We start from the raw sequence: 20,016 nt of genomic DNA on the forward strand, positions 1-20,016 counted from the left end.
GATGAGATTAAATGAACCTAAAATCCACTTTTAAGCAAATAGATCTATTCTCCCCTTACCTGGTCCTGGTGGGAATAGCACTATACCTTTTACTGGCCTTAATCGCCTTTCATTATCAGATCAGGGGCCTGGAATCACCTTCTAATGAGGTTTACTTCTATTTTTTATATGGATCCCTGTTCTATCTCCTGGGTATTCTGATACCTATTATTATTTATAAGGGCTTTAAATTAAAGGGATTTAAAGAGTTTTTAGCAAAGTCGAAAGAATTAACCATTAACCATTATCTGGGTGAGAAGATACTACTCCTGGTGGTTTTAATAGGCTTAATTCTCCAGTTCTGGAATATATATTCTTCAGGAGGCATTCCTCTTTTAAGTGGATACCTGAAGGCCAGTTCCGTAACCAAAGTTTGGCTATTATCGTATGTCTTATTTTTACCGGGAATTAATATTTTACTGGCCACATACCCTAAAAAATCTTATTACCTTTTACTGGGCCTGGGAATATTGTTTTTTGCTCTAACCGGTTACCGTACCACCCCCATTGTCATTTTATTATCTTCATTCATTACCCTTTACTACACCCGTAAATTCCCGGCCACCTACATCCTGATATTTGCCGTAGTCTTATTAATCTCTGGCCTCGTAGTGGGCTATGTGGCGGTTCAATCAATTGAATGGCAACAATGGGCCTTAAATCCTCTGGAACTATTTGTTTACCGGGCAGGTTATACTTTAAGTGTATTTGACCAGCTTTTACCTCTTAAAGGATCAACTCAATGGTCTTTATTTTATTACACCCTTACAGGATATTTTCAGGCTGCAGATCCCCGGGCCCTGGTAGGGGAAGTGGTACTGGGCTACCGGCACTCCACCACCTCCACCATATTTGGTCCGGCCTTACTGGACTCCGGGAACATGGCCCTGGCCCTGCAGATGTTTATTTTAGGGGGGATATTAAAAATTATGCATACTCTACAAATATATAAAAAAGGAATTTTCACCGCCTTCTACGGGATTCTGATGGCTCAGACCCTGGTATGGATTGAAACCGGCCCTACTGATTTAGTGGTATGGATATTCTTTTTAATGGCCCTGGGTTTAATTATATACCTTAGTTATACCTGCAAGGACCATTTTTCTCTAAATAATTCTGGTGATAATTTATGAAAATAGCAGTGGCAGCTGAAGCTGCACCAGCACGGACCCTGGCCCCTATTTTAGAAAAACTGGAAGCCGAATGCCTGGGTTTAAGTCATGGTCCCGGGGCAGCTGATATTTTAAAGCCGTTTTGCAGTCATATCTATCCTATAGGAAGCAGCCGGGGTAATCCCCTTCAAAAAAGATCCCGGACCCATATTGCATATCTGGTGGCCGGGGACACTTTAAAGGCGGTAAAGGCCTTAAAAGGGAAAAATATTGACCTTCTTTTAAGTTGTGGTAATGCCGGGGATGTTAGAAAGGGAATATCTGCTGCTAATATTTTAAGAATTCCGGTTTTGCACCTGGAACAGGATATATACAATCCTATAGAAATGATTGCCTTTGCAGGGCAGATTACAGCTCCTTCCAGTAGGTATAAAAAATATCTGGAAGATAACTACCTTCTTAAAAATATTGAAAATATTGGAGGATACCCTCTGGCTTCTTACATAAATCAGATGACTTTAAAACATCCACAAGATGTTAAAAATACTTACCAGATGGATGATTTTATCTTACTTGCCCTGGGAGGGGATTTAAAAGGAAGTGATATCCCCGGGCTTATAAAAACCATGGAATTATTAGAAAAGCCAGTATTAATTGTTCCCTTTCGCTTTAATTCTCTACAGGTAAGGAAAATGGTTCAATCCTCATTAATCAAGGTGGTGGATGGTTTTGTGGATTTGCCCTCCCTTATGGGGTCCTGCCAGGCCATGGTATACGGGGCGGGTATGGGCATCACCCTGGAAGCAGGAGTTTTGGAGGTTCCCTCTATCAAAATAAAAGGTTTCCATCATGAACACTCCAGCGTGGACCTGGCCCGGGATCTGGGGATTCCGGTGGTGGATATAGAGGATATTCCTTCTGCTTTATCTACTCTTAATAAACCTCAATCAAAAAATCTGGTTAAAGATGCAGAAGTAGCTATAGATAAATTTATTAATCTACTTTATAATTTTAAGAGTGAAGACACTTCTAAATCAGGATGGGCTGCTTTTAATAAGATATGGAAGGCCCGTTCTAAATTTAGATAAAAAAGATTTTTTTAATTACCTGCTCCTTTTACCTTATTTTTGTAATAATTTTAGAATAATTAATATTAAATAGTAGTTTACTCCATTTCTTATTATTACTATTTGAGGTGATTAGTATTAAATTAGAGGAACTACTAAAAGAAAATATTGTAAAACAAAGCACCACTTATAATTGCGGTCCAGCAGCACTGGCTACGGTGATTAAGGCCCAGGGAATAGATTGTACAGAAATGGAAATTGCAAAGATGGCAGGGACTGATGAGAGTGGAACCAGCATGTATGGATTAATACAGGCAGCCCGGAAAAAAGGCATAGAGGCGGTAGGTATGCGTCTGGGACTGGATAATCTCCAGCCCCATAACATAGTCTTTATTAAAATAAATGGCACTGCTCATTACAGCGTGATTAGAAAAATAAGCCGGAATAAAGTATTCTTAGCTGACCCTTCCCTGGGGGAAATTGAAATCAATAAAGATACCTTTATCCAGATTTATAGTGGTAATGCCCTGGTGGTTAAATAGCGCAAATACTATTTAAGGTTTAAGAATTTCACCTAAAGAACTGGCTTTTATGTTAATATGTATAAGGCCGGTTCCGGAATGGTCATCATATAAAAACTTAATTAAAATAATTAAATCAAAAAGTACTTAATTATATGAGTATTAACATTTTTTGGTGATATAATGGTAGTAAAAATTGGTATAGTTAAATGTGGTAATATCGGTACATCTCCTGTCCTGGACTTATTACTGGATGAGAGAGCAGACCGACCTAATATAGATGTTTGTGTAGTGGGCTCCGGGGCCAAGATGAACCCGGATGAGATTGAAAAAGCCGTACCATTAATGCTTGAAATGGATAGGGATTTTGTCATATTCATAAGCCCTAACCCTGGTGCTCCAGGACCTGCTAAAGCAAGAGAATTATTATCTGCTGCAGATGTACCAGCCATCATCATTGGTGATGCTCCTGGACTACGATCCAAAGACGAAATGGAAGAACAGGGTGTAGGTTACATCATTGTTAAAGCCGACCCTATGATAGGTGCTAGAAGAGAATTCCTGGATCCTACTGAAATGGCTTCCTTCAATGCAGATGTAATTAAAGTATTAGCTTTAACCGGTGCTTACCGTGTAGTACAAAATACTATAAACGCTGCAATTGCTGCTGTTGAAGCTGGAAATGAAATCGAATTACCTAAAGTGGTAATCTCCCGGGACGTAGCTGTAGAAGCTGCCCAGTTTGCCAGCCCTTATGCTAAAGCTAAAGCCATGGCTGCCTACGAAATCGCTACTAAAGTAGCGGATATTGATGTAGAAGGATGTTTCATGGTGCGAGATGCTGAAAAATACATACCTATTGTAGCATCTGCTCACGAAATGATTACCGTTGCTGCAAAATTAGCTGAAGAAGCTCGAGAAATCGAAAAAGCTAATGACACTGTCGTTCGAACCCCACACGGTGGAGACGGACAGACCATGTCCAAAGCAGACTTAATGTCTAAACCACAATAAATTAAATAACAAGTGGTCCCTTGAGGGACTGCTTACTTTTTGTTTTTTAATTTAGAATTAATCCTGATTTTAGTTAGTTTTGACTTTAAAAAAATAGCTATTTATTTTAAGACTTTTTTAAATGGAAAACAGTTTTAAATTTACTAAAAAATCCCTTAAAAAAATATATATGCAGGAAGCCTGCATAGACTTTTATTCTTTTTCCATTCCTTCTACTTCATCACAGTTGATGACCAGGGCCTTGTTAGGACAAGCCTCCACACAGGCCGGTATTAAAACATCAGCATCAAGACAAAGAGTACATTTACGGGCTATTAAATCTTCCACATAAAGACTCTTATGAGGACAGGCATCTATACACTTTTTACAGCCCACACACTTATCCTGATCAACGATGGCTATACCATCCTGAAGATAGATGGCACCCACATTACAGGCCTGTTCACAGGGTGCATCTTCACACTGGATACAGATATGAGGTACCGAATCCACCTTTTTGATACGGCTCTGACCATGGGTATCAGCACACCTAACAGAACATATATTACATTTGGAACATTTAAGAGGATCTAGAAGATCTATATGAGGGTTCATAATTTATCAACTCCTATTTTTTTTGGAGGCTATATCATTTTTTTTGGGGGTGATAGGGCCGGGTGGCACACCCGGCCCGGGTAAATTTTTAAAGTATGGATGGTTCCTGAGCCGCCATCCGGGGCTCCCATCCTGCATCTTTTAACTGGTTTAAAATTTCATCTTTGTATTTAAAGGGTATCTCCTTTTCATCTCTGATGTAATGCACCAGATCCGAAGGCAAGATTCCATAGTACTTCTGGTGAATATCCACGTAATTGGTTAACTTTATTAGCCGCCCCTTAGGGGTGTCATTGGGCCTTATGCACATTTTGGCAGTCATGACCATACATTCGTTCATACTCTCGGCCGAATAAGCCAGATGCACCGGGGCAGGTTCAGAAACCACCGTACTGCCATCCCTTTTATCTTTAATGGTTCGGGGTTCTTCCTCATTTCCCAGATACAATCGGCGGTATTTGGATGCCTGAGGACCGATGATGGTGGGTATTCCCCAGCGGTTGGCACCGGTGGCAATGGCAAAGGCCTTCTGGGACATGGCCCCCCAGGCAATGACACAAACACCAATCCGGTTGAGGATATAGTCCGATATATCCACGAAGTTTTTCTCCAGAGGTACCCGGGCAAAGATATTGGCAATCTTAATGGCACTGCCTATGGCATGGGCATTGGCCACACAGGGCCCCAGATTCAAAAGACCACCTTTATCAAAGCGATCACTGTACTTTTCATAGAGGGTTTCCCCGTCTTCGTCCTTATACAGGGCAATATCCATGGCGGCACATCCTGCTGCCACCACAATATAACCTCTTTTCAAGTACTCTTCGGCAATAAGGGCTACTTCCTTTTCACCCTGACTGTAATTGGAACAACCTGCCAGTGCCAGCACTCCAGGTATGTCCCCGAAGACGATGGGTGCTCCCACCCGGCGTATTTCCACATCCTGAATAGGGCCCCTTCCAGAACGTATCAAAAATTTTTCTGCTTCGATTTTATCCTGGGCTGCCCAGCGGATAAGATTCACCATAGGCATATCCTGGCTGCACTCTTCGCTGCACTTACCACAACCCACACACTTACCATAGAAACTGGCCATTAATTCTTTATCATCTGTTTTAGCATCCTTTATAGCCTGGGTTAATGGTAACATAACAGGACATACTCGATCACATTGGCCACATTCAATACATTCTTCTATAAGTGCTTGAGGATCTTCACACTCTTGCCCGGCAAAGTGTTCAGTGAGGGAAAGGGTTTCACCCTCACAGTCAGTGCCACAGGAACTGCAGATGTAACAGCGTCCATTGGACTGGGTAAGTTTCAGATCCTCTGGAGATCTGGTTTTCATTTCCTGGGCGGTTTTCCGGCACTCTTTAACCTGATGGGAGAGTTCTACTGCCACCTGGCCCACCTTTTTAACATCCCTAATCAGCACTCCTGGCAACTCTCCTTTTAATATTTCATTGATAATCACTGCAGGAGCTTCATCAGTTTTATCTGGAAGTCCCAGGGAGCATTTATCACTGGTGGCGATTATGGGGATGTGGTTTTCGGCACATAACTCGAATATATCTGCCCGGATACACTGTTCATCCAGCACCACCACATCCGGTGCTCCGGATTTGATGAACATGAGCTGCCGGGATATAGGCCCCACTATTTTGGATCGGGCGGAAGTACGTCCCAGTTCAATGGCACTGCAGCAGAGTCCACATATCTCCAGGTCCTCTTCCATTTCCATTTTTTCAGCATAATCTATTATCTCCGTACCAGGAGCAATACTGTGGCCGATGGCCAGTATAACTGGTTTTTCACGGTCAATAACACCCATACCGATTTCTAAAAGGGGAGTGTCTTCCTGTCCCTTATTCAAATCGTAAAGATTAATCTGGGCGATTTCCGCTATTTCCAGGCTCAAATTATCTATCATACCGGCATGAAGAGCTTTGGATTCAAAATCCAGGTAATCTCCCTCCTGCCCGGTATGGGCGGAGGCCATGAGGTTGGTTAATTCCTTTTCCACACAGGCCATAATCTGGTCCAGGTCAGAGGCGTTTTGAGGAATTATTCCTGTAAGGGTGGTAATGATGGGGGAGGTGATATCAATGGAACTATCGTATTTTAATTCCCTTTCCGGGTCATGTTCCAGTAACCGGTCCACCATGTCCCGGGCATGGGCAGCATGGGTGGAGGCACCTATACATGATGTGAGGAGCACTAAACGGGACTGCTGTTTTTCCAGGTTTATACCGCAGGCTCCTTTTTTATTTTCAGATAAATCACATTTACCATAGGTACACATGCAGCACATATCACATAAGGGTGCATAAAACGGCTTAAAATGAGATAGTAGTTTAAAATCCCATTCTCGTAATTTGGGATAATCTAAGGATATACTTTTTGCATATGCCTTACTCACTTCTTTTTTTTCTTTTATATAAGAGTCTATATCATCAAAATCCACATTCAACCCTCGAGCTGAAAATGAACTGCCATCTTTATAGTTACTTGGGGGCAAAAACATCACCTTTAAATACTATCATTATTAATCATTATATATGTACTGACAACACATTGTATTTAAAGGTATGGGTGATATAATGTCTGCATGGAATCCGGCACTATCATGTGCAAATGAGGCCCAGGTCTGGCCCTCCAAAATGGCGGCCCTGACCATAAAACAAGCCAAAAGACCCTTATTTATTATGGGATCATTGTTAAATGAAATACCACAGGATATAACTGATAAATCTTTGAAAATAGTTAAAAAAAAGAAAATTCCGGTAATAGCCACCGGAGGATCCAACCTGGCTCTGGACCGGTCCAATTTTAAACCAGCTAAAACTATGGGCGTAATTGAAATAATAAACCATTTGAAAAATCCCAACTGGAAGGGACTGGATGGAAAAGGTAACTATGATCTGGTATGCTTTATAGGTGTTCCCTATTATCTGGGGTCTCAGGGACTGTCCACCCTGAAAAATTTCGCCCCTCATATAAAAACCATGACTCTGTGTCGCTTTATGCACCCTAATGCGGACATGAGTTGCCCAAATGTGGGGTATGAGGATTGGTTGGTCTGGCTGGATGAAGTGGCCCGGTATCTGGATTAAGTTTTAATCCAGAACTGATAATTTTCTGGATTTAATTATGCCTGCTGGTAATAATAATGAGTATTACTTTTCATGAAAAATTTAAAATACTCATGAGGGCTCATTTCACGATTCTGGAGCTTCAAATATCTATTTTTTTTTTAAATTTAACATGGAATAAATTTTTTATATATTTAAAACTTAATAAGTTGTTTAAAAGTATATAATTCTTTATTAATCTATTTTTATTTTATCGCGGAAATAATACTGGCTTAGTTACTTTTCTGATATTCTGGCGGATTTTAAATGATTATTATTACGATTTTAGGGCTATATTGCTTTTAAGTATTCATTTTCTGAGGGGATTATTACTAATTCTCTTATTTTAAGCTAAAACGTATTATTAAATAAGTAATAATTAGTATTAAATAGGACTTATAACCATTGTTATTGTGTTTATAAATTACAAAGGAGGTGAAAAGATAAGAAAACAAGTAATTTTACTAGTAATAACATTTGTTTTCGCACTTACTCTCTGTGGAGCAGTATTCGCAGAAGATAATATAACTCCTGAGGTGATGCAATCTGATACTCCATTAGGGGATCTTCCTGAAAGTGATGATGTTTTACCTGAAATAAAAATCTCAGGTATTGTTCTGGACTGTGAAACTGGTGAACCCTTTTCAAATGTTACTGTAAAAGCAGAGGGAAATGGTGAAGTTTTAGCCACTACTACCACTGCTGCTGATGGAAAATATGAATTGATATTCCAGAGCCTTTTAACTGAATTTACAGTTACAGCCAGCCATCAGGGACATAAACCTTCCTCCACTATAGTAAGCCCTAATTCCAGTGAATCTGATGATTCAAATATTTATGGAACTGCAGATTTTAAACTTGGTAAACCTAAGGCTTTGTTTCTATTTCACACCAGCATAGACCCCATATTTGGTACTGCTGTAGTGGACTGTGACTTCTTAGAAAGTGACATGCGCTTAATAAGAAACCTTCCAGTAACATTCACAGATTACGATCTTGTTTTTGTTGACTGGCTATCGGGCACATCACCTAATCTTGCCCAAATCCGTACATTAATGGAGGAAGCAATAAAAAAGGGAATACCTGTTATTGTAACTATAACCTGGACAGAACTTCCAGAGGGAGTTATAGTAGCAAATGGACACACTAATCATCAATATATCCGGAATTACTGGACTAACAGGGCCAGCACAATAAATTCAAGGGAGCTTTTAAAGTATCTTGGAGTAGAATTTCTTGGATTAAATCTTGGAGAATTAAATCCTCCCGTTTCTGTAATAAAAACTGGAATTTACCATCCAGATACCATGCAATTGTTTAACAGCCTGGAGGATTATATAAACTGGTATGGCTCAATAGGAGGTCAAAAAACGGTTGGAATTTTATTCCACGAGACTGACTATCTAAAGGGTGACCTTGAAGCTGTAGATGCGTTAATCAGAGCCTTTGAAAATGAAGGTATAAAAGTGATTCCCTATTTCTATGAACATGAGGGTAAGCCTAACATCGAAAGATTTCTTATGAAGGACGGTAAATCTGCTGTAGATGTAATAGTTCACTATAAGATGTTTGGATGGTCTCCGGGGTGCTCAACAGAGGATGTTGTAGTCTCACTTGAGAAACTAAACGTTCCGGTAATCAAAGCTCAGAAATTTTTTGGAACTTATGGGGAATGGTATAATGGCACAATGGGACTTCAACAATCTGCAATTGCAGCCACCGTCGTGCCATCAGAGAGGGATGGAATGTTTGGTTCCATTGTAATATCAACAAGGGAGCAAGACTCAAAATATTTGCTGCTGCCTTTTGAAGTGACTTTCTTCAAGCCAATTGATAGACAGGTTAATTGGGTCGTGGAACTCGCTATTTCCTGGATAAATCTAAGATACACACCTAACTCGGAAAAGAAAGTTGCCATACTATATTGGCATAGTCCGGGTAAGGCTGAAGGAGCAGGAGCAGGACATTTAGATGTCTATGCCAGTTTGATTAATATTTTAGAAGCCTTGAAAAAGGAGGGATATTATGTTGGTGATAGCCCCCTACCTACTGAGACAGATCTGGTGAATCTCATAAGAAATCAGGGACTAAGCATTGGCTTGTGGGCCCCCGGAGAATTAGAAAATCTGGTAAAGAACAATCCAGTAATTAAAATTCCTTTAGATGATTATATGGAGTGGTTCAACGAATTAAACGAGGCAAAAAGAAAAGAAGTCATTGATATGTGGGGAGAACCCCCTGGAAACATCATGGTTTATGAAAACATGATAATACTCCCTGTAATCCAGTTTGGGAATATTATCCTTGCTCCTGAGCCTGCCCGTGGATATACACAAGACCATGGGGCACTTTACCATAGTGGAGACATTCCACCTACACACCAATACCTGGCCTTCTACTTCTGGCTAAAACAGGGCTTTGATGCTGATGCTGCTATAAACCTGGGAAGACATGGAACAGTGGCCTGGTTGCCTGGTAAGACCGGACCGGGTTTAGATCGTGAAAACTGCTGGCCAGCTATAGTAAGCCAAGACATACCGGTGATCTACCCCTTCACAGTGGAAGGTGGTGAAAGTCTGTTACCAATAAGACGGCAGGTAGCATTGATGATCAGTCATCTTATACCACCAGTTACCATTGCTGGTTTATATGGTGATTTAGCTGTACTGCACATGAAAATGCATGAATATGATTCAACTTATGATGAAAGTGTAAAGGAAGAATACCGGAAGACCTTAATTGAGATAATTCGAGAATTAAGGCTCCATGAAGATCTGAATATTGACCTGGATGCCATAAATGACTTTGAAGCATTCATGGACGACATCCATGAATATTTACATGAGCTGGAGAATGCTTTCATTAATAATGGGTTGCACGTATTTGGTATAGCTCCTGAAGGTGACCGGCTTTTGTATCTGGTGCAGTCTTTATTAGGCTATAATTTCCAGGAATATCTCGATAAAGAATTTATTGGTGACCACCATCTAGTAGATGATCATGAGATGATACAAGAAAAGGTAAAACAACTTCTCCAAATGGTAATATTTGAAAATAAAACTCCTGAAGAAGCACAATTAGCAGTACTTGGTTCATCTACCTCAAAACTCAGCGAATACCTAAGCCTTGCAATTAAATACTCAGAATACATCAATCAATCAAATCAGGAAATAAAAAGTCTTTTAAAAGCTCTTAGTGGGCAATACATAACTTCAGGCCCTAGTGGGGACCCCGTAATCAATCCAGAAGTACTTCCCACTGGTAAAAATCTCTATTCCTTTGATCCAAGAATAATGCCTACTCAGGAAGCATGGAATGTAGCGGTGAAACTAGTTGATGATTTAATTGACCGTTATATGCAGGAAACTGGCGAATACCCCAAAAAAATAGCATTCGTGCTATGGGCAACCCACACCCAACAAGACAGGGGGGTGATGGAGGCTGCAATACTATATCTACTTGGTGTTGAACCAGTACCCGACCCGGGATTTAAATTCCATTACACTGACGTTAAACTGATAGAAGACCTTAACCGGCCAAGAATTGATGTTGTCATAACTACCACTGCCCTATACTTAAACATGTTCCGATGCAGATTAGAGTTACTGGATAAAGCCATTAGACTTGCAGCAGGCTCTAAAGATGATAAACATCCCAACTATGTCTGGGAAAACTCTGAAAAAATTTATCAGGCTCTTATAGAAAATGGTTTAAGTGAAGAAGAATCTAAAAAACTCTCAATGAGTAGAATATTCTCCCAGGCATCTGGAAACCATCACAATGCCATGCAACATGCACTGTTAATGAGTGACACATGGGGAGACGAAGGAAAGCTAGCAGAGACATATATTGGAACATTTGGTCATGTATTCAATGGACTAGAAAAAGATCCAATATTTTTACCAGACCTATATACACTTGCCTTAGATGGAAGCGAAATTGCATTGTTTAGAAGAGTTACTAATGTAAATGACTTACTTGGTGATGACGACTACTATGGATACTTTGGTGGACTTGGCCTTACAATTAGAAGTATAACTGGCAATGATCCCCTGATGTGGATTATGAATGTTGAAAACCCAGCTAATCCTCGGATAGAGTCTCTAACAGAGTCTCTATGGAAAGATCTTAGAACCTCATATTTCAATCCTAGATGGATTAAAGCGATGCAGGAACACAATTCAGCAGGCGCACGAGAACTAACACATTTCTTGAAACATATGGTTGGTTGGACTATCACTTCGCCGAACTCAGTAACAAAAAACATGTGGGATGAGGCTTACAGTGTTTATGTAATGGATAAACACAATTTAGGCCTTAAAGACTGGTTTAACCAGAGCAATCCCTATGCTTTGGAATCTATGTATGCACAGTTTATGGAGACCAGCCGTAAAGGGTACTGGCAGACTGATGTTGCTACGAAAACTCATCTGGCTAATGAATGGGCTAACTCCATTATTCAAAACGGTGTATCCTGCTCTCCCCCTACCTGTTCTAATTTAGATATGGTGGAATGGGCCATGCAGTACATGGATGCGAATTTAGCTTCTCAATTTAAAGAACAGATGTTTAAGGCTACAGAGAATGTCATGTTTGCACCGGGTGGAATTGATCCTGGTGTTACACCGGGTACTCCTGGAACCACTCCAGGTACTCCTGGTGAGACTCCTGCTGGTGGTTCTAATCAGGGTAGTTCGTCTGGTCACTCTCATGAGGTTTCTGCTGAGGCTGCACAAGAATCTGCAGAATCTGCTGAAGCTGGTGAAGAGGGCGCTAAGTCCTATGAAGTTAGCACTGCTGATTCTCCATCTTCCAGTCAGGATAATTCCCTGATCTATACATTGATTGGCATTATATCTATCCTGGCTCTGGTTGGTGCGGGTTTCTACTTTGGACCTGGTAGAAGAGGTTAAAATAAAATCTATTTCCCCTTTTTTTTCTTTTTTATTATAGGAGAAATAAAACTGGATTATTTTTTCAGGAACTAAATTTTAAAAATAAATAATAGAATTAATATTTTCTAGAAAAAAAAATATTGTTCACAGTACTCCCTTGGTACTGGGTATCATATCATGCTCCACTGTAACTGCCTCTTTAAGTGCACGGGCGAGCGATTTAAATAATGCTTCAATCTGATGGTGGTCGTTTTCTCCTTCAAGCTTTGCATTTATATTGATGCCACCATTTTGAGCAAAAGATTTAAGAAAATGGGATACATTCTCGGTGGATAAATCACCCACCTTCTGTTTTTTAAATTCCATATCCAGCACGCAGTAGCTGCGGCCACTTATATCCACTGCCACGGTGGCCAGGGCCTCATCCATGGGAATTATGGCATGGGCCATTCTTCTTATGCCTTTTTTATCTCCTAATGCTTTTTTAAAGACTTCTCCTAAAAGCAGGCCTACATCTTCCACCGTATGGTGGTCATCCACCCCTACATCACCCTGGGCTTTTACCTTTAAATCAAAAAAACCGTGCCGGGCAAAGGACTCCAGCATGTGGTTAAAAAACTCCACCCCGGTATCTATATGGTATTCACCTTTACCATCCACATTGAGCATAATCTGGATATCGGTTTCCGAGGTCTTACGACTCATCTTTTTTTTTCTCATCTTTTACCATCTCTTATGATTTCAATGGCCCCTACCGGGCACTTGGCAGCACATATGGTGCATACATGGCAGAATTCTAAATTATCGGCCTGGGCTTTTTTGGATCTGCGATCCACATGCCAGATCTGCCCCCCCTTGGGACACTCTGTTACGCATATTCCACAACCGGTGCACTTTTTTCGGTCTACTTTAATCTGCATGAATATACCTCTTTTTTTGATAAGTTATAACTGATAACTTATAAGTTATAATTAATTATATTTTTATAACCCGGGGTGAAGTGGCTTTAAAACCAGCAAAAACCTGACTACCTAAATCCAGATTAAGTTTTTCCCAGGAATAAGGAGTAATATCCACTAAAAGCGCGACATTATTCCCTAAATCTAATTTAATCCGGACCATCTTATTTTTAAGTTCCATGCCCACTATCTTTCCCGGTAGTATATTACGTACACTGGACTCCTGCAGTTCCAACATGATAAAAATATCCTCAGGACTTAATAAAATCAGGGCCTGATCTCCAATCTTCAGATCATCAGATAGGGGCAGCATAACTTCATGATTCCCTACCTGCATACCCATCACCTGATTTTCTTCATCCCGGGTAATGATATGACCTTCAATTTCATTCAAATGGCTGTGTTTTTGCAGAATTTCATTCAGTTTCTGGTATTCTTTAATAATCAACTTTCCGGTGGGGGCAAGTTGGCTAGCACCACCTCCACCTTTACCTCCCCTCTGGGTGTGAACCACTGGTGAACCTACCACCTTCTCCATAATTTCTATATATTTCAGGGCAGTACGATAGGGTACCTGTGTCTGTTGGGAGGCTTGCCTTATGGAGCCACAGCTATCTATTTTTTTTAGAAGATTGAATTTTTTATCATCAATTAATAGATAATGGTTATCTATTTCCAGTTGATATTCTGGCTGGTCCCTTACATTTGCCATAAGATGTCTCCTAAAAATATGGTATGTACTAAAAAGTAATTAAATATTTAGCATTAAGCCGGGATAAAAAATTTTAATCTTTATCAATCCACTTATTCTGATGCAAATCTATCAATAACCTGCATAATACGTTCTAAAAAACCAGATAATGGTCCGGTTTTTCGGGCAACCTTACGTAATAAACGCACATCCCTTTTTTCAAAACCCCTCAACAGCAAAAGAGACAGGATGTATACTACTGGAGCGATGATAACTGCCAGCAGGAGCCCCAGCAGGGTCTGGGGTAAAAAGAATATTGCTGCGCCCATAACCAGCGATGCTCCAATTATTTTACCAAAGGCCCTGAAAGGAGGATTAATTTTAGTTATTTTATAAGTCTGGAAGAGTATGGCCAGCATGATAATGAATGCGGCAATGGTGGTGGCCAGTGCTGCTCCTTCAATACCATAAACCGGCACCAGAGCCAGGTTCAAGGCCAGGTTCAATCCGGCCCCAGCTATGAGGATATACATGGGGTGGCGGGGGTAGCCAATACCCTGCACAATACTGGAAGCCACCATAAAAAGGGTGTAAAAGGTCATCCCAATAACCAGGATACTCAGTGCACCAGAACCAGCTGTAAACTCACTACCAAATAATTGTCCCAGTATGGGCTGGGAGAAAAGGGCAATTCCCACACACATAGGCAGCACCAGTAAAATAACCATACGATAGGACTGCACCATATAGGTGGTTAAAAGTTCCCTATCCTTAAGGGCAAATGCTTCTGATGCTGCTGGTAAAACAGCAGTGGCCACAGAAAGTGATATTACCAGAGGTAACCTGGCTAAAGGATCAGCGGCAGTATAATAACCAATATCCTGTAAGGCCATATAAACTCCCATTACAAAAATCCCAATATCATAAATGGCCATTTCCGATAGGGCGGTGATTATAACGGGAATAGAAAAGCTAAGTAGGATCTTAATTAAACCCAGCTCCTGGCGGAAACTAAAACGGTGTTCCGGATCTATTTCTGGTAAGTACTTCCAGAGATATTTTTTAAATATGATATAAGCACTAAGGGCTGAAGCTGCAAATCCTATGGCTGTTCCTAAAACTGCTCCCGCAGCATAAAAACCAGCCATAACCAGCACCACGGCAAAGGTGATCATAAATACCTGTTCTACTGCCCGGGTGGCCACAATGTATTCCATTTTATATAAACCCTGGAAAGCGCCCCGGAAGGCCCCTACAATCACACTAAAGGGGGTGATAAGGGCCACAGCTTGCAGGGGATAAGCCACCAGTGGCTTTCCAAAGACTTCATTGGCCAGCCAGGGAGCACTAAAAAACATTACTATGGAAAAAAAGATCCCCAGAAAAATCATAAGTTTTAAGGAAGTAAATACCACCTGACGGGCCATCTGATCTTCACCCAGGGCCTTATGTTCTGCCACGTATTTGGCTATAGCAGGGGGCAGGCCTCCTGCAGACAATATCTGGAATATTCCCTGAAAAGGAAGAGTTAAACCCAACAAACCATACCCCTGGGGACCTAAAAGTTGGCCCATGAGCATACGATAAATGTAACCTCCGAAACGGAAAATGAGGTTACTGATAATGATAAGGAAACTTCCCTTAACCAGTTTAGAGCTAGCACTTGAACCATTAGATGAAGACATTATAATCACCGCTAATATGAAAGAATAACCAGTATTTTATAAAAACAAAAATATCAGGTGAATTAGATATTATTTAGAATAATAGCTTATATACTTAATTCCTTAAAAAGATTAGAATAGCAAATTATGGCCCTATTTTATAAAAAAAATTTAATTAAGGGGCTTCCCCTCCACCATATCTCTTCAGGTAACGGCTAAACATATTAACTGTTTTTTTAAGTGTTCGGAAACCCTCTTTATCCTCTTTTAATCCTTCTAATGTGTCCTGAGACCATAAACACGCCCCTAAATTAGCACCAAAAGAACCCCCACTTACGGGTATCATACCGGAGAGGATGTAATAGGTGTGAATCTGCTGGATGGCTAATTCCTGACCACCAGAGCGATCTCCCCCTACGGCGATAGCCATTCCTATTTTGCCCCGGAGTGAATCATAGTCTTCTGCTCCCAGAGCCCGGCATCGATCCATGATGGCCTTTAACTGAGCACTGATAGCACCATTGTACATGGGACTGGCCATTATTATACCGTCTGCTTCTTTTAAAAGTTCAAAAACAGGTACCATATCGTCTTTCAGGACGCACTCCTTATTTTTCAGGCAGTAGTCGCAGTGGCGGCAGGGACCTATGTTTTTACCTCTAACTGGGAAAAATTCAGTTTCAAAACCTTTTTCTTCCAGCTGGGCTAATGCATTTTTTAAGGCGTAATCCGTGGCTTTTTTTCTTGGACTTCCACATATTCCTACTATTTTCATGAAAAAACTTCCTTTAGATATAATTTCAAAGTTTATTGATATAATAAGCTATTTCCTGTTCTATTTCATTTTTATTAGGATTTCCTAATTGATCCATCCAGTTTATAGCATACCATTTATTATTTTTCTCAAAGCGCAGTATTCCATTAAATTTAACCGGAGTATTATCTTCATAAAGAAGGTAGTAAGTATTGTAGTAGGCGGTAATTCCAGCTATCTGAGTAGTACCATAATCTTCAAGCTTACTGTATCCTGTTTCATTGTATATTTCCAGGTCATTTATTTCTGCTTCAGCTTTAGCTTCATTTAAAGATTCTATAAACGCCCCCTGGTTAAAACTTCCACGGACCACTCTCCATTAAACTCACTACGGTAACCCATTTCTGTTTCAGTTCTTTGCAACTTATCCGGGCTGTCAGATACACATCCGGATAGTGATACTATACTCAGTATGAGCAAAAAAATGATAAGATTTTTCATGATACGTGTAACTCCTTGAGGATGATTGATAGTTATGATGATTTTTTTTATTTTGTTACTTAAATTATTTTATACTGGCTTTTTGATTATCATTTTTCAGGGAATGTGGCATCCTGGGCCTGGTATTTTTGAAGCAATTCCCGTTCTTCCTCCTTTTTAGGGAACATGAAAAAGATTAACGCCCCTCCCAGGAGAATGGCCAGTATACCCGCCAGGTGGGCCCAGTGCTCCCCGGCCAGGAAAGAATTTTTAGCAGCATTCATGATAGGGGTGGCATATTCAGGATATCTGCGGGCCAGTTCCTGGGCACTGGAAAATGATTTTTGCAGGGTGGCCACCACACTGGCTGATATCTGTGCTTCCTTCTCCGGGGGCAGGCCACTGATTTCTTGGGCAAAGGACCGGGCATATCCGGCGGTGAGTAACGCCCCGAATATAGAGGTCATAATGGCCCCTCCTAAATCCCGCTGTAAATCAGCAGTACCAGAGGCCATACCCACCCTTTGAACTGGAACCGAACCAGTGAGAGAATGGGATGCAGGGGTACCGGCCAAACCCACTCCAATACCAATAAGGGCATAGGTTAAACCCACCATCCAGTAGGGTATCCCTTCTTTCCATAAAAAGAGCATGGTTAAAAAACCTAAAAGACAGAAAAAGTAGCCGGATAAGAGGGTGAAACGAGATCCATGAGAGTCCACCAGCTTAGCCGATTGGGGAGCAACCACCACCATGAACACCACCGCGGGCAAAATGGCCACCCCTGCTTCCAGGGTAGAGTAAGCCAATACATTCTGCAGATACTGCTGGCCAATATACATGGCCCCCATCAGGGACCCGAAGACGATTATCCCTGCTGTGGCCGCCACCCAGAATATACGCCGGCTGGCAACTTTCAAATCAAATAAAGGATTTTTAACCCTTTTCTGGCGGATGATGAAGAATAATCCAGTAGCCAGGGTTATAACCACCAGTATCAATGCCAGGTTCAGTTCCTGGGGTACGGGAAGCAGGTTAATGGCCAGTACCAGTGTTCCCAGCATGATAAGTGATAGCAAACCCCCCAGATTATCCACCGGAGCAGTGGTTTCATTCACATGGGAGGGAATATATTTCCAGGACATTAATATGGCTATAAACGCCAGAGGTAAGGTTATTAAAAAAACCGATCCCCATGGACGGAAAAGCAATAAATATCCAGAGATTATTGGTCCTAATGAGGCAATAGCCGCCCCCACACCGGACCATAAGGCAATGGACCTGGTCTGAGCATAACCTGTCCATAAAGCAGCAATCAATGCTAAAGTGGTGGGAAAAGCCATTCCGGCAGCTAAACCACCTATTATGCGGGCTAAAATTAAAATTTCGATGGTGGGGGCAAAACCAGCCAGTATAGAAGCAGGAATGGCCAGTATGGTTCCAGCTAGAAGCATCAGTTTCCTTCCATGACGGTCCCCAATTGCCCCGAACCACAGTACTGAGGCGGCCAATCCCAGAGAGTAACCCACTGCCACCAGGTTCAGGTGTATCTGGGAAGTATCAAAAGCCAATCCTATGGACGGCAGGGCCACATTGGCCACAGAAAGATTTAAATTAGCTACAGCTGCCACCAGAATAAGAGTGGCCAGTACCACTGTACCGGGGTTATCTACTTGCTTTTCCATCTTCAGACTCCTTTCTATAATTTTAATTAGGAATGATTTACAGATTATATATTCATATAAATGATTTTCTGATTATTAAGTATTGGGAATTACTCCCGGGCCTAATTCAGCATAGTCAATTGTAAGTTAAAGGAGAAAAAAATAAATGAAACCCTGGATTTGCAATCCTGCTGGCTTTAATCATATTATGTGGGGGATGTAGTTGATAGAAGTACTATTATTTTTCCTCATACTTTTACTGGTGGCACTGTTTTCCCGCCGGATTGATAATCTACCTCTTAGTCCTCAGCTAATATTTATTCTGGCAGGGATTATCACCGGATGGCTTTTCACCGGAAATCTGGATGTAAAACAAGCACCCTTATCCACCACCATATTATTAATTGCAGAAGTAGCCCTGGTGCTTTTGTTATTTACTGAAGCCTCCCAGGTTAAAATAGGAGACCTTAAAACCAATCACCTGCCCCGGAGACTCCTGAGCATAGGCTTTATTTATACTATGGTGCTGGGGATTTCCCTGGCGGCTTTAATTTTTTCCAATCTCAGTTTCTGGGAAGCAGCCATTATAGGGGTGGTGTTAACCCCCACCGATGCTTCACTGGGAGAGGTGATATTAAAAAATAATAAAATCCCTGATAAAATCAGGGAAGCCCTGGAAGTGGAAAGTGGATTAAAAGATGGATTTTCAGTTCCTTTCCTACTGGTTTTTATTAGTGTGGGGCTGGCTGAAGAATTCTTCTCATCTGCCACCTATTTTGTGGAAATCGCCCTGGCCCAGGTGGGACTGGGGATACTGGTAGGTATCCTGGTAGGGTATATGGTATCTAAACTGGTGATAAAATCCAAATCCCGGGGATGGATAACTCCGGAATACCAGCGCCTGGCTTACCTGGCCCTGGCCCTTCTATGTTTTCTTTTGGCCCATGAAATAGGGGGAAGTGGTTTTGTAGCAGCATTTGTAGGAGGCCTTACTACTGCCTATGTTACCCGGGATGCAGGTAAAGCTCTCCTGGACTTTGCCGAAGCAGAAGGGCAGTTTTTAAATTTAACTGTATTTTATATATTGGGGATAATCATTGCGGGTCTTATTCCTTCTATTACCTGGGAGATTATTTTATATGCCTTTTTAAGCCTTACTGTTATACGCATGTTGCCGGTGATACTATCCCTTATGGGAAGTGAAGTAAACTGGCACTCAGCATTATTCATAGGATGGTTCGGTCCCCGGGGCCTGGCCTCCATCGTACTGACCCTCATTGCCCTGGAAACAGTGGACGTATTCCCTGGACAGGATACCTTTATCCTGGCGGTTTTTATCACCGTATTCTTTAGTGTGGTGGCCCATGGAATAACCGCAGTACCATTATCCCGATTATACCTGGAAAAATCCAGGGAAAACCATGAATAAAA

The 20,016-nt window shown here is 41.2% G+C and carries 17 protein-coding genes; 7 read left to right on the forward strand and 10 right to left on the reverse strand.

The window, feature by feature from the left end; all coding sequences use genetic code 11:
- Positions 1-11: 11 nt before the first annotated feature.
- The 4 genes from HYG87_RS06505 to HYG87_RS06520 all read left to right on the forward strand — a co-directional run bounded on the left by HYG87_RS06505 (position 12) and on the right by HYG87_RS06520 (position 3,753).
- Positions 12-1,172 (forward strand): oligosaccharide repeat unit polymerase family protein, encoded by a 1,161-nt coding sequence (locus HYG87_RS06505; RefSeq protein WP_211532388.1) that lies wholly within the window; start codon positions 12-14, stop codon positions 1,170-1,172.
- Positions 1,169-2,239, forward strand: coding sequence for a hypothetical protein (locus HYG87_RS06510; RefSeq protein WP_211532389.1), 1,071 nt, complete (start codon positions 1,169-1,171; stop codon positions 2,237-2,239). The genes HYG87_RS06505 and HYG87_RS06510 overlap by 4 nt, the downstream gene beginning before the upstream one ends.
- A 107-nt stretch (positions 2,240-2,346) precedes the next feature.
- Positions 2,347-2,760, forward strand: a complete 414-nt coding sequence (locus HYG87_RS06515; RefSeq protein WP_211532390.1) for a C39 family peptidase — start codon at positions 2,347-2,349, stop codon at positions 2,758-2,760.
- 162 nt (positions 2,761-2,922) lie between these two features.
- The gene (locus tag HYG87_RS06520; protein ID WP_211532391.1) at positions 2,923-3,753 is read left to right on the forward strand and encodes a F420-dependent methylenetetrahydromethanopterin dehydrogenase; all 831 of its coding nucleotides are present in this window, start codon (positions 2,923-2,925) and stop codon (positions 3,751-3,753) included.
- Positions 3,754-3,945: 192 nt separating this feature from the next.
- Here the strand turns inward: HYG87_RS06520 and HYG87_RS06525 are convergent, their stop codons facing one another.
- Together HYG87_RS06525 and HYG87_RS06530 are read right to left on the reverse strand one after the other, a co-directional pair.
- Positions 3,946-4,347: a 4Fe-4S dicluster domain-containing protein gene (locus HYG87_RS06525; RefSeq protein ID WP_211532392.1), complete on the reverse strand. Its 402-nt coding sequence runs from the start codon at positions 4,345-4,347 to the stop codon at positions 3,946-3,948.
- Between the two features lie 88 nt (positions 4,348-4,435).
- Positions 4,436-6,871: a 4Fe-4S dicluster domain-containing protein gene (locus HYG87_RS06530; protein ID WP_394357442.1), complete on the reverse strand. Its 2,436-nt coding sequence runs from the start codon at positions 6,869-6,871 to the stop codon at positions 4,436-4,438.
- A gap of 76 nt (positions 6,872-6,947) precedes the next feature.
- Here HYG87_RS06530 and cdhB point away from each other — a divergent pair, with 76 nt between their 5' ends.
- Both cdhB and HYG87_RS06540 read left to right on the forward strand, forming a co-directional pair.
- Positions 6,948-7,460, forward strand: coding sequence for a CO dehydrogenase/acetyl-CoA synthase complex subunit epsilon (gene cdhB / locus HYG87_RS06535; RefSeq protein ID WP_211532394.1), 513 nt, complete (start codon positions 6,948-6,950; stop codon positions 7,458-7,460).
- A gap of 431 nt (positions 7,461-7,891) precedes the next feature.
- Positions 7,892-12,391, forward strand: a complete 4,500-nt coding sequence (locus tag HYG87_RS06540; RefSeq protein ID WP_211532395.1) for a cobaltochelatase subunit CobN — start codon at positions 7,892-7,894, stop codon at positions 12,389-12,391.
- A gap of 126 nt (positions 12,392-12,517) precedes the next feature.
- On the opposite strand, the gene hisB is transcribed toward HYG87_RS06540, so the two are convergent.
- The 8 genes from hisB to HYG87_RS06580 form a co-directional block, all read right to left on the reverse strand.
- Positions 12,518-13,093, reverse strand: coding sequence for an imidazoleglycerol-phosphate dehydratase HisB (gene hisB / locus HYG87_RS06545; RefSeq protein ID WP_211532396.1), 576 nt, complete (start codon positions 13,091-13,093; stop codon positions 12,518-12,520).
- Complete coding sequence (locus HYG87_RS06550) at positions 13,090-13,293, reverse strand: 4Fe-4S binding protein (protein ID WP_211532397.1); 204 nt, start codon at positions 13,291-13,293, stop codon at positions 13,090-13,092. The genes hisB and HYG87_RS06550 overlap by 4 nt, the downstream gene beginning before the upstream one ends.
- A 55-nt stretch (positions 13,294-13,348) precedes the next feature.
- A complete protein-coding gene (locus HYG87_RS06555; protein ID WP_211532398.1) occupies positions 13,349-14,044 on the reverse strand; it encodes a TOBE domain-containing protein in 696 nt (231 codons plus the stop codon).
- Positions 14,045-14,136: 92 nt separating this feature from the next.
- Positions 14,137-15,708, reverse strand: a complete 1,572-nt coding sequence (locus HYG87_RS06560; RefSeq protein WP_211532399.1) for a flippase — start codon at positions 15,706-15,708, stop codon at positions 14,137-14,139.
- A gap of 154 nt (positions 15,709-15,862) precedes the next feature.
- Positions 15,863-16,462, reverse strand: coding sequence for a flavodoxin family protein (locus HYG87_RS06565; RefSeq protein ID WP_211532400.1), 600 nt, complete (start codon positions 16,460-16,462; stop codon positions 15,863-15,865).
- A gap of 25 nt (positions 16,463-16,487) precedes the next feature.
- Entirely contained in the window at positions 16,488-16,814 is a 327-nt protein-coding gene (locus HYG87_RS06570; protein WP_211532401.1) for a hypothetical protein, read from the reverse strand.
- The gene (locus HYG87_RS06575) at positions 16,778-16,942 is read right to left on the reverse strand and encodes a hypothetical protein (protein WP_211532402.1); all 165 of its coding nucleotides are present in this window, start codon (positions 16,940-16,942) and stop codon (positions 16,778-16,780) included. The genes HYG87_RS06570 and HYG87_RS06575 overlap by 37 nt, the downstream gene beginning before the upstream one ends.
- Positions 16,943-17,031: 89 nt before the next feature.
- The gene (locus tag HYG87_RS06580) at positions 17,032-18,606 is read right to left on the reverse strand and encodes an MFS transporter (protein ID WP_211532403.1); all 1,575 of its coding nucleotides are present in this window, start codon (positions 18,604-18,606) and stop codon (positions 17,032-17,034) included.
- Positions 18,607-18,808: 202 nt separating this feature from the next.
- On the opposite strand from HYG87_RS06580, the gene HYG87_RS06585 reads away from it, so the two are divergent.
- Complete coding sequence (locus tag HYG87_RS06585) at positions 18,809-20,014, forward strand: cation:proton antiporter (RefSeq protein ID WP_211532404.1); 1,206 nt, start codon at positions 18,809-18,811, stop codon at positions 20,012-20,014.
- The last annotated feature ends 2 nt before the right edge of the window (positions 20,015-20,016 follow it).

This window comes from Methanobacterium alkalithermotolerans (assembly GCF_018141185.1).
Lineage (GTDB): Archaea > Methanobacteriota > Methanobacteria > Methanobacteriales > Methanobacteriaceae > Methanobacterium_F > Methanobacterium_F alkalithermotolerans.